The organism is Parafilimonas sp., assembly GCF_051953455.1.
Taxonomy (GTDB): domain Bacteria; phylum Bacteroidota; class Bacteroidia; order Chitinophagales; family Chitinophagaceae; genus Parafilimonas.
Genome location: NZ_JBQCIT010000057.1, coordinates 34,826 through 51,385 on the forward strand (window position 1 = coordinate 34,826; position 16,560 = coordinate 51,385).

General features: G+C 39.6%; 10 protein-coding genes, 1 tRNA gene and 1 riboswitch. Of the genes, 3 read left to right on the forward strand and 8 right to left on the reverse strand.

The annotated features are described in order from the left end of the window. Positions 1-41 precede the first annotated feature (41 nt). The 4 genes from nagB to pfkA all read right to left on the reverse strand — a co-directional run bounded on the left by nagB (position 42) and on the right by pfkA (position 6,297). On the reverse strand, positions 42-1,940 hold the full coding sequence (gene nagB, locus ACTHN6_RS20390) for a glucosamine-6-phosphate deaminase (RefSeq protein WP_440437627.1): 1,899 nt from the start codon (positions 1,938-1,940) through the stop codon (positions 42-44). A 51-nt stretch (positions 1,941-1,991) separates the two neighbouring features. After that, positions 1,992-3,626 carry a beta-N-acetylhexosaminidase gene (locus ACTHN6_RS20395; protein ID WP_440437628.1) on the reverse strand — a complete coding sequence of 545 codons (1,635 nt, stop codon included), beginning with the start codon at positions 3,624-3,626 and terminating at the stop codon, positions 1,992-1,994. A 137-nt stretch (positions 3,627-3,763) separates the two neighbouring features. Next, on the reverse strand, positions 3,764-5,257 hold the full coding sequence (gene pyk / locus ACTHN6_RS20400; RefSeq protein ID WP_440437629.1) for a pyruvate kinase: 1,494 nt from the start codon (positions 5,255-5,257) through the stop codon (positions 3,764-3,766). A 35-nt stretch (positions 5,258-5,292) separates the two neighbouring features. Continuing rightward, positions 5,293-6,297 (reverse strand): 6-phosphofructokinase, encoded by a 1,005-nt coding sequence (gene pfkA, locus ACTHN6_RS20405; RefSeq protein WP_090656413.1) that lies wholly within the window; start codon positions 6,295-6,297, stop codon positions 5,293-5,295. Positions 6,298-6,537: 240 nt separating this feature from the next. Between pfkA and ltaE the strand changes: the two genes are divergently transcribed. Beyond that, the gene (ltaE, locus tag ACTHN6_RS20410; RefSeq protein ID WP_440437630.1) at positions 6,538-7,557 is read left to right on the forward strand and encodes a low-specificity L-threonine aldolase; all 1,020 of its coding nucleotides are present in this window, start codon (positions 6,538-6,540) and stop codon (positions 7,555-7,557) included. Positions 7,558-7,584: 27 nt separating this feature from the next. Then, positions 7,585-9,237, forward strand: a complete 1,653-nt coding sequence (gene pgi, locus ACTHN6_RS20415; protein WP_440437631.1) for a glucose-6-phosphate isomerase — start codon at positions 7,585-7,587, stop codon at positions 9,235-9,237. Between the two features lie 193 nt (positions 9,238-9,430). Here pgi and ACTHN6_RS20420 read toward each other — a convergent pair whose 3' ends face one another. From ACTHN6_RS20420 to ACTHN6_RS20430, 3 genes are all read right to left on the reverse strand, one after another. After that, positions 9,431-9,688 carry a GIY-YIG nuclease family protein gene (locus ACTHN6_RS20420; protein ID WP_440437632.1) on the reverse strand — a complete coding sequence of 86 codons (258 nt, stop codon included), beginning with the start codon at positions 9,686-9,688 and terminating at the stop codon, positions 9,431-9,433. Between the two features lie 53 nt (positions 9,689-9,741). Further along, a tRNA-Met gene (locus tag ACTHN6_RS20425) sits at positions 9,742-9,813 on the reverse strand. Between the two features lie 89 nt (positions 9,814-9,902). Further along, complete coding sequence (locus ACTHN6_RS20430; protein ID WP_440437633.1) at positions 9,903-10,733, reverse strand: head GIN domain-containing protein; 831 nt, start codon at positions 10,731-10,733, stop codon at positions 9,903-9,905. Positions 10,734-10,842: 109 nt separating this feature from the next. Then, positions 10,843-10,942: riboswitch (TPP riboswitch) on the forward strand. Between the two features lie 60 nt (positions 10,943-11,002). On the opposite strand from ACTHN6_RS20430, the gene ACTHN6_RS20435 reads away from it, so the two are divergent. Next, positions 11,003-13,357: a TonB-dependent receptor gene (locus tag ACTHN6_RS20435; RefSeq protein ID WP_440437634.1), complete on the forward strand. Its 2,355-nt coding sequence runs from the start codon at positions 11,003-11,005 to the stop codon at positions 13,355-13,357. Between the two features lie 10 nt (positions 13,358-13,367). Here the strand turns inward: ACTHN6_RS20435 and ACTHN6_RS20440 are convergent, their stop codons facing one another. Then, positions 13,368-16,421 carry a ligand-binding sensor domain-containing protein gene (locus tag ACTHN6_RS20440; RefSeq protein WP_440437635.1) on the reverse strand — a complete coding sequence of 1,018 codons (3,054 nt, stop codon included), beginning with the start codon at positions 16,419-16,421 and terminating at the stop codon, positions 13,368-13,370. Positions 16,422-16,560: the final 139 nt, after the last annotated feature.

A 16,560-nucleotide genomic window follows, 5' to 3' on the forward strand; every position in this document is an offset into this window, starting at 1 on the left:
CAATAATTGTAAGCCGCACCTTTTATATGCATATCAGTTATTTAATACATCCATCTTACAAATGCTTCCATGGCTGCATATTTTGTAAGGCCTAATTCAGAATACAGGCTGGCCGTATTGGCATTGCGGTCTTCAGCGCGCTGCCAGAATTCACGGGTATCAGTTCCCTGGAAAGGCACTGCATCTTTCTGGCTCTGGTGAATAAAAATACCAAAGCGTTTTTTCACAACCTGGTCGGGGCTCATCGGTATGGCCATTTCAATATCGGCAATATCCCATTCCTGCCATGCGCCTTTATACAGCCAAAGCCAGCAATCGTCTATCCATTCATCGCCTTCGGCTTTAATTCTTCTTAAGCTTTCAAACACTATATCGAGACAAACTTTATGGGTACCATGCGGATCAGCCAAATCGCCGGCGGCATATACCTGGTGCGGCTTTATTTCACGTAATAGCTGCATGGTAAGTTTTACATCTTCTTCGCCCATCGGCTTTTTTTCTATGGTGCCTGTTTCATAAAATGGCAGGTTTTGAAAATGCCAGTGGCCTTCTGTTAAACCCACATATTTACAGGTGGCTTTTGCTTCACAACGCCTTATCAATCCTTTAATAGCGCGTATTTCAGGTGTATCAATACCGCCGGTTTTTTTAGAAGCAAGATAATTTTGAGCATCTTCCAGTATTTTCATGCTCTTCTTATTATCCATATCAAAAAGGTCCTGGAAGCCAACGGCGAAATCTAAAAAGCGGGTTACAAATTCATCCGTTACTGCAATGTTGCCACTGGTTTGGTAGGCTACATGCACATCATGGCCCTGGTCGTGCAGGCGCATGAACGTACCGCCCATGCTTATAATATCATCATCGGGGTGCGGCGAAAATATAATTACGCGTTTTGGATAAGGCTCGCTGCGCTCAGGATGCGTGGGCAAATCCACATTCGGTTTTCCGCCGGGCCAGCCGGTAATACTATCGCGCAGCAAATAATAAACCTGCAGGTTTATTTCGTAAGCATCACCTTTTTCTACCAATAAATCGCCCAAACCATTTTCATTATAATCGAGCGTGGTTAAACTTAAAACCGGTTTATTCAGTTTTAAGGCAAGGTTTACCACCGCCCGTTTTATTATTTTCGGCGTCCACTCAATTTCGCCCGTAAGCCACGGTGATTTAAAACGTGCAAGTTCTGATGCAGCCTGTTCATCCAAAATAAAAGTACAGTTATTATGCTGCTGCAAAATGCTGGCGGGCACCTGCTCGGTTACGTTTCCTTCAACGGCTTTTGCAATAATGGGCGCTTTAAAACCCCATGCCATCAGCAAAACCCTTTTGGCTTTCATTATGGTGCTTATACCCATTGTAAGTGCCAGGCGCGGAACCTTGGATATATTCTGAAATTCCCTTGCATTGGCTACACGTGTGCTATTGTCAAGGTTGGTGATATGTGTTTTTGAAAAGATGCTTGAACCGGGTTCATTGAAACCGATGTGGCCATTATTACCTATGCCTAAAACCTGGAGGTCAATACCACCGGCCTCATCAATCATTTGCTCATATTCTATGCAATGCTTTTTGGCTTCTTCTTTTGATAATTCTCCATTAGGTATATGAATGTTCTCCGGCTTAATATCAATGTGGTCGAACAAATGCCTGTGCATAAAGCTCCAATAGCTTTGAAAAGCCGTTTTGGAAATGGGAAAATATTCATCAAGGTTAAAGGTGATAACATTCTTAAAACTCAGGCCTTCTTCTTTATGCATGCGCACAAGCTCTTTATACATGCTGATAGGTGTGGAACCGGTAGCGAGCCCTAAAACACAAGGTTTGTTCGTTTCTTGTTTTTGCCTGATAAGCTTTGCAATTTCACCGGCTGCATAGTGAGAGCCTTCGCTGGATGTTGGAAAAATTTCAACCGGAATTTTTTCAAAAGAATCTACCATGATTTTATAATTATAGTTTATGTTTTATTAAGTGTTTTAAACAAGGCCTGATTATTCCTTATTTATGCCCTTTGTATTGTAGCTAACATTCCAAAAGTCGTATCGCTTATACTGGCTTTGAAGACGCTGCTGAAAATCCTGCCAGTTCTTTTTGTCTTTACTGCTCCAGGCAATTTCACTTAAAGCTTCCATGCGTGGAAAAACCATGTATTCAACCTTTTTCCCATTGTCCATATATTCCGTCCAAACATTTGCCTGAACACCCTTTATATACAACTGTTCTTCCGGCGTAAGCTTTGGTGTGAAAGGCTCATAATTATATACTGATTCAAGCGGAAGGTAGCCGCCGATAACAAGGCTGTCTTCATGCTTTGACTGCGCATAGTCAAAATAAAAATAAGTGGTTGGCGTCATAATAACACTATGATGCTGTTTGGCCGCTTCAATACCGCCGGCTTCCCCGCGCCAGCTCATTACGGTAGCATTAGGTGCAAGACCGCCTTCAAGAATTTCATCCCAGCCAATAATCTGGCGGCCTTTGCTGTTTAAATATTTTTCAATTGTGCTGATGAAATAGCTCTGCAAACCATGTTCATCTTTTAACCCTTTTTCTTTAATAAGATTTTGGCAGAACGCAGAACGCTTCCAATAAATTTTAGGACATTCATCGCCGCCAATATGAATATATTTTGAAGGAAATAAAGCTATTACTTCATCCAGTACATCTTCCAGAAATTTAAATGTGTAATCTGTTGGCGCAAATACATCAGGATAAACACCCCAGCTTTGCTGAACATATTTTCCGGTTGAATCGCCGCTCCATTTCACACCTTTTGCTATGGGCGTGTTTTCGTTAGGAAAACAGCTTAACTGCGGATAGGCAGCAATGGCTGCAGAGGCGTGGCCCGGCATTTCAATTTCGGGAATAACGGTGATGTACCTGTCTGCCGCATATTTTACAATATCTTTTACCTGCTCCTGTGTATAATAACCGCCATACCTTGTATTATCATTACCGGTGCCGGGATGGTGGCCAATGATGGTACCGTTTCTGTATGCGCCTACTTCAGTAAGCTTTGGGTATTTTTTTATTTCAATGCGCCAGCCCTGGTCTTCCGTTAAATGCCAGTGAAATGTATTAAGCTTATGCAAGGCAAGAAAATCTATAAATTGCTTTACAAAATCTACAGGGAAAAAATGGCGGCCGCAATCCAGCATCATACCACGGTAAGCAAATCGTGGCGCATCTTCAATACTGCATTGCTGAACAGCAAGGTTATTTGATTTTTCAGGCGGTAATAATTGTATTAATGTTTGAATGCCGTAAAAAATACCCTCTTCATTATTACTGTTAATGGCAATATTATTTGCGTTTACATTTATGCTATACCCGCCCGGGGTAGCATTTTGTTTGCCAGGAGCAAGCACAAGTTCAATTGCACCTGTTGTTTTCTTTTTTGAAACATTTAATTTAAATCCGTAAAACTTTTCCAGGTAATCATTAAAAAAAGCAGCGCTTTTATCAGCGGCTGCAGATGTTACCACAATGCTTGTTTTAGGTGTAATTGAAAATGTACCCTGCTTTGCTTCAGCCTTTACGGGCGCCGGAATAATATTTAATGTTTGTGATTGGGCAAGTGAGGCAATCATTAAAAAAGAGAAAACTAAACTCAGGAATTTACTCATTATATTAGTCAATTTAATAGTAATAAAAAGCTGGTAACTAAAGCAACGTAAAGAAAAGAAATGTTTGCAAATGATGCGTAAAGCAATCGTATGCATAATATTAAAATAAAAATCCCCCGCTGGTTGGGGGGATGATTTTATTCGATTTTTGTAATTTTTAAGACGTTTGTCGGCAGATGCAGGTTAATCGGCGTGCTGCCTGTATTAATGACCACATCGTCTGTTTTTATAAAGCCCCGTTCTTTTAAAATATTTATCTGGTCAAAAATAATATCGTCAAGACTTATTTCTTCATCATAATAAAAAGCGCGTACGCCCCAACTTAAGCTTAACTGGTTAACCAGGCTTTTTACTTTGGTAAAAATGTATAAAGGGCTTTTGGGCCGGTAACTGCTTAATGTAAATGCCGTGTAGCCGCTTTGTGTCATACCAATCAAGGCATCGGCATTAGCATCTTTCGCTATTTTACAGGCATTGTAGCAAATAGCATCGCTTAAAAAAGTAGGTGAATGCGACAAGGGTTTTAAATCTTCTTCCCTGTTATAACGGTATTCTGTTTTTTCAACTTCAAGAATAATGCGGCGCATGGTTTCAACCACCAATGCAGGGTGTTTGCCGGTTGCAGTTTCAGCGCTAAGCATTACGGCATCGGCACCTTCAAGTACTGCATTGGCCACATCGGTAATCTCGCTCCTGTTGGGTTTAATGCGATCGATCATGCTTTCCATCATCTGCGTGGCTACAATTACAGGCTTACCACGATGAATACATTTGCGAATAATATCCCGCTGGGCCATCGGCACTTTTTCAACCGGTAATTCCACGCCAAGATCACCACGTGCCACCATTACAGCATCCGATTCAAGAATAATATTACGCAGGTCTTTTAAAGCCGAAGGCATTTCGATTTTTGCAATCACCTTACTGCTTGAGTTTTTCTCTGCAATCCTTTTTTTCAGGTCAATAATATCCTCTGCCTTGCGCACAAAAGACAGTGCAATCCAGTCAACATTATGTTGCAAAATAAATTCAAGGTCAGAAATATCTTTTTCCGTTAAAGCCGGCAATGAAATATCTGTATCGGGAAGGTTTACACCTTTCTTCGGCATTAAAATACCGCCATAACTAACGGCAACTTTTACATCATCTTCAGGCGTAATTTCAATTACAACCACTTCCAGTTTACCGTCATCAATTAAAATTTTGTCGCCCACCTTTACATCTTCATGAAGATTGGGATAGGATACATAAATCTTTTCTTTAGTACCAATTACTTTCTCTTTGGAAGTAAAGGTTAAAATATCACCGTTATTAATTTCAAGTAAACCATTTTGAATTTCACCCACTCTTAATTTAGGTCCCTGTAAATCGGCGAGGGAAGATATATTAAAAGGCTCTTCTTCATTCATTCTTTCAATAAGGCCGAGTATTCTTGCCTTATCTTCCTGTGTGCCATGCGAAAAATTTAAACGGAAAACGTTAACACCGGCTTTTGCAAGCTCAAGCATTTTCTCGTATGTATCGCAGGCAGGGCCTATGGTTGCCACTATTTTAGTACGGTGAAACGTATGTTCTATACCTGCCTGGCGATCCATTTCTTTATGCAGGTATTTTGTTATGTTATCTGACATATAAATTTCGGTAGTTTATGTTCATATAGCAAAAATCAGCTTGCCAGTATCTTTACAATATCAAGCCAGTCCTCGCCCATTTTCTGTTTTTCACGAATAGCAATCTCGAGTGGAGTATAGTGCATATTATTATTCAGGATACCAACCATAACATTGTACCTCCCTTCCAGCAGGCTTTCTACAGCATGATAACCCATACGGCTTGCAATCAGCCTGTCAATGCAGGATGGAGGGCCGCCTCTTTGAATATGACCTAATATTGTTACCCTTATTTCAAGGCCCTTTAATCTTTCTTCCAAAAGACGCGCTACTTCGTTTGCGCCTTTTATTTTAGGATTGGAAGGATCGGGCATATAACCTTCAGCAACGATAACAAGATTAACAAGCTTTTTTCTTTTTTCCTGTTCAGACAGGGACGAAATTATTTCTTCAATTGTGGTATTTACTTCCGGCATTAATATGTGTTCAGCGCCGGTAGCAATACCGCTATGCAACGCAATATAACCTGCATGCCTTCCCATTACTTCCACAATAAAAAGCCGGTCGTGGGAGTCTGCCGTATCACGGATTTTATCAATAGACTGAACCGCAGTATTGGCTGCCGTATCAAAACCTAATGTAAAGTCAGTGCCATATAGATCTTTATCAATGGTGCCGGGAATGCCAATACAGGGAATACCAAATTCTTTGCTTAGTTTATAAGCGCCTGTAAAGCTGCCATCACCGCCTATTACCACTAAACCATTGATACCTCTTTTTTGTAAATTAGCAAAGGCCTTTTTACGGCCTTCTTCATTATAAAACTCTTTGCAGCGGGCTGTTTTCAAAATTGTACCGCCACGTTGTATGATATTGGCGACCGAGCGGGAAGACATCTGAAACATATCATCTTCTATTATGCCGCTATACCCGCGCATGATGCCAAAAACTTCAAGACCATAATAAATTCCTGTTCGTACTACAGCCCTGATGGCTGCATTCATTCCCGGAGAATCCCCACCTGATGTTAAAACGCCTATTTTGTTAACTTTCGTTGACATTAATGCAATCAGTTTGTTCTAATTAATAATTTTCGTAGTCTAATTCTCTTGCTCAAAGCGCCAAAAGTAAGCGTTTTTTACAGATGTTTATTTCCGCTTCACTTAAATTATTATTCGCATATATTGATTACAGTTTACCGTATAATGTTTTAGCAATAATTTATAAATCTATAGTTATTCAACGTTTATATGCAGCATCAAATATGCTTTAAATAAAATGTATTGCTATTATCTTCGCTGATGATGATAGATTTAAGAAGCGATACCGTAACCAAACCAACACCTGCAATGCTCGATGCTATGATGCATGCAAAAGTTGGCGACGATGTTTTTGGCGAAGACCCAACCGTTAATGAACTTGAAATAAAAACAGCCGCTTTGTTTGATATGGAAGCTGCGGTTTTTTGTCCAAGCGGCACCATGACCAATCAAATCGCCATTAAATGCCACACGCAGCCCGGTGATGAAATTATTTGCGATAAACTTTCACACATTTATCAATACGAAGGTGGTGGCATTGCATTTAATTCAGGCTGTTCCGTTAATTTAATTAACGGCAACTATGGCAGGATAACAGCAGCACAAGTGGAAGGCTGCATTAACAACAGGAACGATTTGCATAAGGCTTATACAAAACTTGTTTCACTTGAAAATACAGCTAACCGCGGCGGAGGAAGCTGCTACAACTTTGAAGATATTGAAGCCATAAGAAAAATATGTGATGCCAATAATTTAATGTTACACTTAGATGGTGCCCGTTTGTTTAATGCAATTGTTGCCAAAGAAAATTCGCCAAAAGAATATGGAGAAATTTTTGACAGTATTTCCATTTGTATAAGTAAAGGGTTAGGCGCTCCTGTTGGCAGCCTGCTCATTGGCACAAAAAATTTTATTGCAAAAGCAAGAAGAGTAAGAAAAGTATTTGGTGGCGGCATGCGCCAGGCAGGCTATCTTGCCGCAGCATGTATTTATGCATTGGAAAATAATATTGAAAGATTAAAGGATGATCATACGCATGCACAAAAAATAGCGGAAGCTTTGCGGCAAAAAGATTTTGTTAGTGAAATATTTCCCGTAGAAACCAACATCGTAATTTTTGAAGTGAAAGGCAGGTATACCGCAGAAACATTATCGGCGCATTTTAAAAAAAATAATATACTTGCTATTGCAATTTCAAAAACGCAGGTAAGGATGGTTACCCACCTGGATATAAATCGAACAATGATAGATGAAGTGGTTGAAATAATCAACCATTTATAATTAAATGATAAATTAAATTAACACGAAATGTTACCGAAAATAAATCCGGCCAATACGCAGGCCTGGCTGTTACTTACCAAGCACCAGAGTGAAGAAATGCGTAATATGACTATGAAGCGTCTTTTTGCTGAGGATGAAGACCGCTTTAATAAATTCTCAATAAAATTTGGAGATATTTTATTCGACTATTCTAAAAATATAATCGTACAGAAAACTTTACAATTATTGCTGCAGCTTGCAGACGATTGTAAAGTAACAGAAGCCATTACCGAAATGTTTAATGGCGACAAGATAAACGAAACAGAGAACCGCTCGGTGCTGCATACAGCATTAAGAAATTTTAGCGGTGAACCTGTTTTAAGCGATGGCAAAGACGTGATGCCTGATGTGCTGCGTGTACAGCAACAGATGAAAGCATTTTGTGAAAAGATACACAGTGGCGAATGGAAAGGCTATTCAGGCAAGAAAATAAAATACATTGTAAACATTGGGATTGGCGGCAGCGACCTTGGGCCTGTAATGGTTACCGAAGCATTAAAACCTTATTGGATTGAAGGCATCCAACCCTATTTTGTAAGCAATATTGATGGCACACATATAGTTGAAACACTTAAAAAAATTACGCCGGAAGAAACGCTGTTTTTAATTGCTTCCAAAACATTCACCACGCAGGAAACCATGACGAATGCACATACAGCGCGTGAATGGTTTTTACAATCTGCAAAAGATGAGCAGCATGTTGCAAAACATTTTGCAGCCTTAAGCACCAACGAAAAGGAGGTAAAAAAATTTGGTATTGATACTGCCAATATGTTCGAGTTCTGGGATTGGGTAGGCGGCAGGTATTCCTTATGGAGCGCTATCGGTTTATCCATTGCCCTAACTATCGGCTACAATAATTTTGAAGAACTTTTAAAAGGCGGCTATGAAACCGATGTGCATTTTAAAACAACTGCCTTTGATAAAAATATACCTGTATTGATGGCATTGATTGGTATATGGTACACCAATTTTTTCAAAGCCCAAACGGAAGCCATTCTGCCTTACGATCAATATATGCACCGGTTTGCCGCTTATTTTCAGCAAGGCAATATGGAAAGTAACGGCAAGTATGTAAACCGCAATGGCAGCGAAACCAATTACGCCACAGGCCCTGTAATTTGGGGAGAACCCGGCACCAACGGGCAGCATGCCTTTTACCAGCTTATACACCAGGGAACATTGTTAATACCCTGCGATTTTATTGCACCTGCTATTTCGCACAATCCCGTTGGCGATCACCATGTGAAATTGTTAAGTAACTTTTTTGCGCAAACAGAAGCCTTGATGAAAGGAAAAGATGAAGCAGAAGTACGGGAAGAATTAACGAAAGAAGGCAAATCGCCTGAAGAGATAAAAAGGCTTCTTCCCTTTAAAGTGTTTAAAGGCAATAAACCCACCAATTCATTTTTAATAAAAGAGATAACGCCTAAAACCCTGGGCAATCTTATTGCTTTATATGAGCATAAGATTTTTGTTCAGGGTATTATCTGGAATATTTTCAGTTTTGATCAGTGGGGTGTTGAATTAGGCAAACAGCTTGCTTCAAAAGTGTTACCAGAACTGGAAAATAATAATAAGATCACTTCACATGATTCTTCTACCAATGGCTTGATCAATGCCTGGAAGGCGATGAAATAATTAAGTCAAAAGCATATAATTTATCCCCGCCTGGCTCAATTAATATATAAAATTGAACCAGGCGAGGATTTCTTTGCCCGTGCTGGTTTTCGTTAAAACAAAAAAGCCTCACATTGCTGTAAGGCTTCAAAAGTTGCGAGGGGAAGGATCGAACTTCCGTCCGCCACGGCGGATATGAGCCCTATCTCAATTATTATAATTGCAGATTGGCAATAAATTCATCCCAAATCCATTCTCTGTCTCTGCCTGTCTTTAACGCTTTTTCCCTTAAAAGTGCTTGCTGTTTTGTGTTGAAAACTTCTGTGTGGATTATCTGCCAGGGCCGGTATTTTATTGTCCAGCCCTTTTTACCAAGTTGATTATGTGATAAAAACCTTGCAGCAATATCTGTTGTAAAACCTATATATATTTTTCTGTGCTGCAAAGAATATAAAATATATACAGTATACATGTTTGGGTTTATCTAAAACAAAAAAGCCTCACATTGCTGTAAGGCTTCAAAAGTTGCGAGGGGAAGGATCGAACTTCCGACCTTCGGGTTATGAGCCCGACGAGCTACCGCTGCTCTACCTCGCGATATATAAGTTTAATTAAATCTAAGAACTTGTAAATCGGGGTGCAAATATAAGACGGTATTATTATCGGGCAAAACTTTATTTAAGATATTAGCTTTTCTTTTTTACAGTTGATCCGCCGCTTACATCAAGATTAGTAATATTAGCCGCCCCGGAATAACGAATGCTGCTGCCGCCGCTTGCCGTGGCCTGTATGGCTTTGTTTACATTAATGCTGGCAGATGATGCGCCTGTTGCTTCAATCCGGCAGTTTTCAGCCGTTAAATCACCGCCTTTGAAATTACTGGCGCCGCTTGCATCCACTATAAGATCAGTGGCAGTACCATTAACATCTGTAACAGATGCGCCGCTCATATCCAAACTTGTTTTGCCGCTGTTTATTGTGCCTTTAAAATTACTGGCGCCGGTTTGAGAAAGATCAAATGAAGCTGCCGTAAAATTCGCTTTTGCATTAGAAGCACCGCTTAACTCAAATTTTATATTGTTGCCTTTTATGCTCCCATATAAATTACTGGCACCGGAAAGCTCCAGCTTTAAATCACCCACTTTAACAGGATCGGTTATTTCCACGTTACAGGCACCGCTCACATTCAGCGATTCGAGCGTGGTAAAAGTTATATAGGCTTTTAAATGTTTATTACTCCAGTTCCAGCCGTTCCAGGCGCCGTTCTGCACAAAAATTTTAAGCACGCCATTCCTTACTTCTGTTTTTATTTTACCTATTGCATCCGGGTCGGTTGAGCTTACAGCAACACCCTGCGTGCTACCCTGGGAGAGATATAAATTGATAGCGCTTGAAATATCAATCTTTGTAAAAGTACCTACATTCCTGACCTGCGCATTTGCATCGCGCACTACATTCTGCGCATTTAAAGTAAAGCCTGTTGCCACAAGGAGCAGGCAAAGAATTATCTTTTGCATGATTTGGTTTTTGAATGAAACGAAGATCCCGCAAAAAGGTTACACACTAATTTAAAATTTCTCTATAATTTCGCGGCTCAATACCTTACGGTTTAAAACCGTAAGGCTTTATAAAATCCCGGGGTGCTTTCCAAAACAGGAAGGCTGAGATTACACCCGTTGAACCTGAACAGGGTAATACCTGCGAAGGGAAGGTGAGCTTCACTTACAGCTGCACATCCTATAGCATTATTCCTTGTTCCCATCTGTGAAATTAAATTTTGAAGAAAATGAAAAAATTTTTGGGAACAGTTGCATTCTTAAACATCCTTTTTGCAACATCGGCGCAGAACATCAGCGGCACAGTGACCGATAAAAACAACAGCCCGCTGAATGGCTCTACAGTTATTATCAGTACAAAAAATTCCAGGCTATCAGCGCTTACAAATGAAAGCGGATCATTCAATTTTTCAAACCTGAACCCTTCTTTGAATTATAAGCTGGTTATTGAATATGTGGGCAAACAAACGTTTGATACAATTATTACGGCACCGCAAAATACAAGGCTGCATATTATGCTTGCCGAAGCTTCCGCCTATCTTGAACCGCTTGAAGTACGCGCTGTGCGAGCATCAGACAAAGCGCCCTTCACCAAAACCAATATTACGAAAGATGAGATAGCCAAAATTAATCTCGGGCAGGATTTACCTTTTATACTCAACCAAACGCCATCAGTAACCACCACAACTGATGCGGGTAATGGCGTTGGTTATACAGGCATCCGCATACGCGGAACGGATGCAACAAGAATAAATGTAACACTGAATGGCATTCCTTTTAATGATGCGGAAAGCCTGGGCTCCTTCTTCGTTGACCTGCCTGATTTTGTTTCCTCGGCCAATTCAATACAAATACAACGCGGCGTGGGCACTTCCACCAATGGCTCCGGTGCTTTTGGTGGAACGATCAATATAAGCACCAATGAAGTAAACAGGAAAGCTTATGCTGAATCAGATAACGGCTTTGGCTCATTTAACACATGGAAAAATACAATACGTTTAGGAAGCGGTTTGCTTGGCAATCATTTTACGCTTGATGCAAGATTGAGCCGCATTGCAAGCGATGGCTATATTGACAGGGCAGCAAGCAAGCTTACTTCCTTTTATACATCGGCGGCCTATGTCGGCAATAAAAACAGTTTGCGCTTAAATATTTTTTCAGGCAAAGAAAAAACATACCAGGCATGGTATGGTGTGCCGCAGGATAGCTTAAAAACCAACAGGCGGTATAATCCCGCAGGCATGGAAAAACCGGGAACGCCTTACAGCGACCAAACAGATAATTATACGCAAACACATTACCAGTTATTTTATGATCATTCATTCAGCAGCAAATTAAAATTCAATACTGCATTCTTTTTAGTTCGTGGCAAAGGTTATTATGAAGAATATAAAGCGGGTGAAAACCTCGGCGATTATGGATTGAGTGATACAGTTGTTACCGATCTTGTAAGGCAGCGCTGGCTCGATAATTATTTTTACGGACAGATACTTTCACTTCAATATAAAACGCAAAAAGATGAATTAACCATTGGCGGAAGCTGGAATATATATGATGGCAAACATTATGGCAAAATAACCTGGAGTGAAGCAAAAGTTCCAAACGATTATAAATATTATAATTTACCTGCAAGGAAAACAGATGCCAATATCTATGCGAAATGGATGCATAGCCTTGATACAAAATGGAACACGTTTGCCGATGTTCAATATCGCCATGTAATGCATAACATGGAAGGTTTTGAAGACAATCATGATCTATTTATAAAAAGAAAATTCAACTTTATTAATCCCAAGGCCGGCATTAATTATAATTATAACGGCTGGAATGCTTACCTGAGTTATGCCCTGGCACATAAAGAACCTAACCGCGATGATTTTGAAGCAAGCCTGCAGCAACAGCCAACCGCAGAAACATTGCATGATTTTGAAGCTGCTATAGAACGAAAAAAGAATAAATATAATTTGTCTGCGACTTTCTATTACATGTTATATAAAAACCAGCTTGTTCAAACGGGGCAGATAAATGATGTAGGCAGTTATACAAGAATAAATGTACCCAATAGTTACCGCGCCGGCATTGAATTGCAGGGTGGCATTGCCATTAACAACTGGTTAAATGCAAGCGGTAATATTACCTTCAGCAGCAATAAAATAAAACACTTTACAGAATATATTGATGATTGGGATAACGGCGGGCAAATAACAGTTAAACATTCCAATACCAATATATCCTTCTCTCCTAACACTATTGCGGCCGCAACTGTAACGTTTATTCCTGTAAAGAATATGCAACTGAATTTTGTGAGCAAATATGTTGGCAAACAATACATGGATAATGCCCAAAATGAAAACCGAAAACTCAATGATTATTTTACCGAAGATTTTCGTTTGAATTATTCGCTGTATAAAAAATTATTTAATCAAATTGATTTTATAGTTGCCGTAAACAACATATTCAATAAACTGTATGAGCCGAATGGCTATACTTATCCTTATATGTATGAGGATGGTTTAATTAACGATAATTATTATTACCCGGCGGCCGGAACAAATTTTTTGATCGGGTTAAATATAAAGCTGTAACAATTATTACTTACTGCTGGTGCACCGGCGCCAGCAGTATAAGTGATATGCCTTTATCGGTTTGAACATCAAGTTCAGCATTTAAAATACCGGCACGTTCATGTATTTGTTGTATGGTTTGTTCTGTGTCTGTATTTTTAAATGAAGCCGTACCGTTATAAATTTTCAGTAAGATTTTCCTGCTTTGATAATCAATATTAATCAATGTTGGAGTAGTGGTGCCGGTTTCTGCTATGCTGCGCAAGGTATTTTTAAATATCAGGAATATTTCATGCCGCAGTTTCATATCTGTTTTTAATAAACGAACGGCTTCATCCACTTCCATTTGTATCTGTACTGGATAAGTATTTTGTAAGGCCTCCGCATATTCTTTCATGCGCAGGATTGTTTTATCCATGCTGTCATTCTGAGGGTTTAAAGTCCACATCATATCATTCATGCCATCGATCATGCTGCGGCTTTTGGTATTTATTTGCTCAATAAAATCTTTTGACATATCAAGATCTTTATCAGCTTTGATCCTGGCCATTTCACTCAGCAGGCTTATATGATTTAATGTTGTATTTACATCGTTGTGCAGGTTCCTGGCTATTTGCGTGCGCACTTTTTGCAAAGCCTGAATCTTTTTTATCCGCTCTTTGTCAATCCAGTAAAACACAGCAAAAACCAGCAGGATTATCAATCCAAAAAACCACCAGCTAAGCCAAAAAGGCGGAACTACTTTTATATGAAGTTCTGTAACAGCAGTTTCCCGGCCTTCTGTGTTTTCTGCTTTTACTTTAAAAGTATAATTGCCTGCAGGCAGATAATTATAAACTGCTTCATTGAGTGAAGAAGCAGGCTGATAAGCTTTATCGATGTCTTCAAGCATATAATAATAATTCAGCTTGTTTTGAGGCGTAAAGTTCAGGGCGCTGAATTCAATGGAAAAAGAAGTGTTATTATATTGAAGCGTAATTGTATGCAGGCTGTTTAAAGAATCGATTGACAAAAACCTGTTGCCCATTTTAAAATTTGTTATCATCACCTTATCCGGCAGGCGCGCAGAAGCCACGGTAAGCGGGTTGAAAACAACAAAATTTTTATCAGTTAAATAAAGAAGCCTTCCGTCTTTCAATTTATAATCTCCCGCCGGAACAAAAAGGTCATACGTAATACCGTCCTTCCTGTCGAAAGTGGAAAATATTTTTTTGGAAAGGTCGAACCTGCATAATTGGTTAGCCATGCCAAGCCAAAGAATACCTTTATCGTCAGCTTCTATACTTACCACTGTATTCGAGGGCAAACCGTTTTCTGTACTAATGTGTGTTATTCTGTTGGTATTGAGGTTAAGTATATCCAAAGCTTCATCTGCTATCAATAGCAGGCTGTCGTTATAAGCATATATATCGTTCACATTATTTGACCAGAGCCCTTCATTGTTCAGATTGTTTTTTGAGTAATGAAATAGCAATTTATTGGTTGCGGCATCATACTTACTCAGGCCGCCATTTATATAACCCACCCAAACTGCGCCATGTTTACCCGTGTACATTTTCTGAATATAATATCCTTTCCTGCCGTCAATAATTTCATATCCTTTATGAAAATCTCCGTTAGCGGCATCCATATTCCATTTAACAATGCCTCCGCTTTGCAGCCCAAACCATAGATTGCCAAATCTATCTTCAGTAACCTTTCTTATCGTGCTTCCGCCAAAAGTTTTTTCATTCAGCATTTCAAAACGCTTCTTCACTGGATCATATATACCCAATCCACCACCCTGGAAACCCATCCATATTAAACCTGTTCTTCTATGCTCATGCAGGCACCACATCATGTAATTGCGTGTAAGTTCCTGCAGGCCGGGCAACATTGATATTACATTAAGATTACTATCATAACAAAACAATCCGTTGCCCCATGTGCTTATAAGAATATTACCATTCTTCAATTCGCAGGCCTCGGAAACCGGTGCTTCATGCGGTTGTGCATCTGTAGGGCGCTGCACTTTATGAACGTCAAAAACCTGCATGTCAGGATTAAACACAAATGCACCATTGTCGGTAGCAATCCATATGTTATGCTGCCGGTCTTCCATCATTTTATATACATGATCGAAGGTTATGCTTTGATCGCCATTATATGCATTTTGTATAAGCTCAAAGGGGCCCTGTTTATTGCCCGTATATTCTGCAATAAAACTTCGCCCATAAAACCATTTGCGGCCATTTTGCAGAAACAGGTTTCCTCCTATTTCCGTATAACCAAAATTGAATTGCCGGTTTATGCTGTATGTTTCTTTCGCACCACTTTTCAAACTAAGCTTGTGTATAAACGGCGCCCATGAAATTAACGGCCAGCTATTGTACCATAATGTATCATTCACCTGGGCAAAAAAACCGGTTCCTGCCGTGTCGTTCTGTACAGCATTAATGTAGATATTTTTATCAGGGTTGTGACCCCTGTAATTAAGGTTACCGGTTTTAAGATTATAAACAATTACACCGCCATCAATGGATATCCAGAATTCAACCCCATTAATGTCAGTTATTCCATACAGCCGTTTATTTTCAGGTGTTTTAAAAGATATCGTTCGTTTAAATTTCTTTAAGGCAGGATCATACAGAAAAAAACCAACATTCCTGGCATGCAGAACCATATAGCCGTTGTAAGCGTTGCCATAAAAAGTAATATCATATGGATTTGAAGGGTCTTCATCTTCTACAGGCACAGCGGTAAATAAAAAAGTATGCGGGTTAAAAAAACCAATTTTGTTGCCGGTGTATAACCAAAGATTTCCATCTTTATCCATGTTTAGCTGCGGCACAAAATCTGAAGGTATTGAATGTGGGTTTGTGCTCGAATGCCTGAATGTAATAAACCGCTTGCCATCAAACCGCTGCAGGCCATCAATGGTGGCCATCCAGATATAGCCCTGCTTGTCCTGCACTATACTGTAAACGGTGTTTGAAACAAGCCCGTTAGCCGTACTGTAATGTGTAAAAGCATATTGTTTTGCCTGTTGTGAAAATACAGGCAGCAAAAAACAAAGTAATAAAAACAAGAGTAACCAGCGGCGCATGAATAAATTTGGTATTCAAATATAAAAAGCAATAACCCTATTATGCTTTTTACTTTCTGCGAATTACATAACCTGCATAATTTAATGCATGAATTGCTATTATGAAGGATGAATTGTACGATTGAACGTGCAAAAAAAT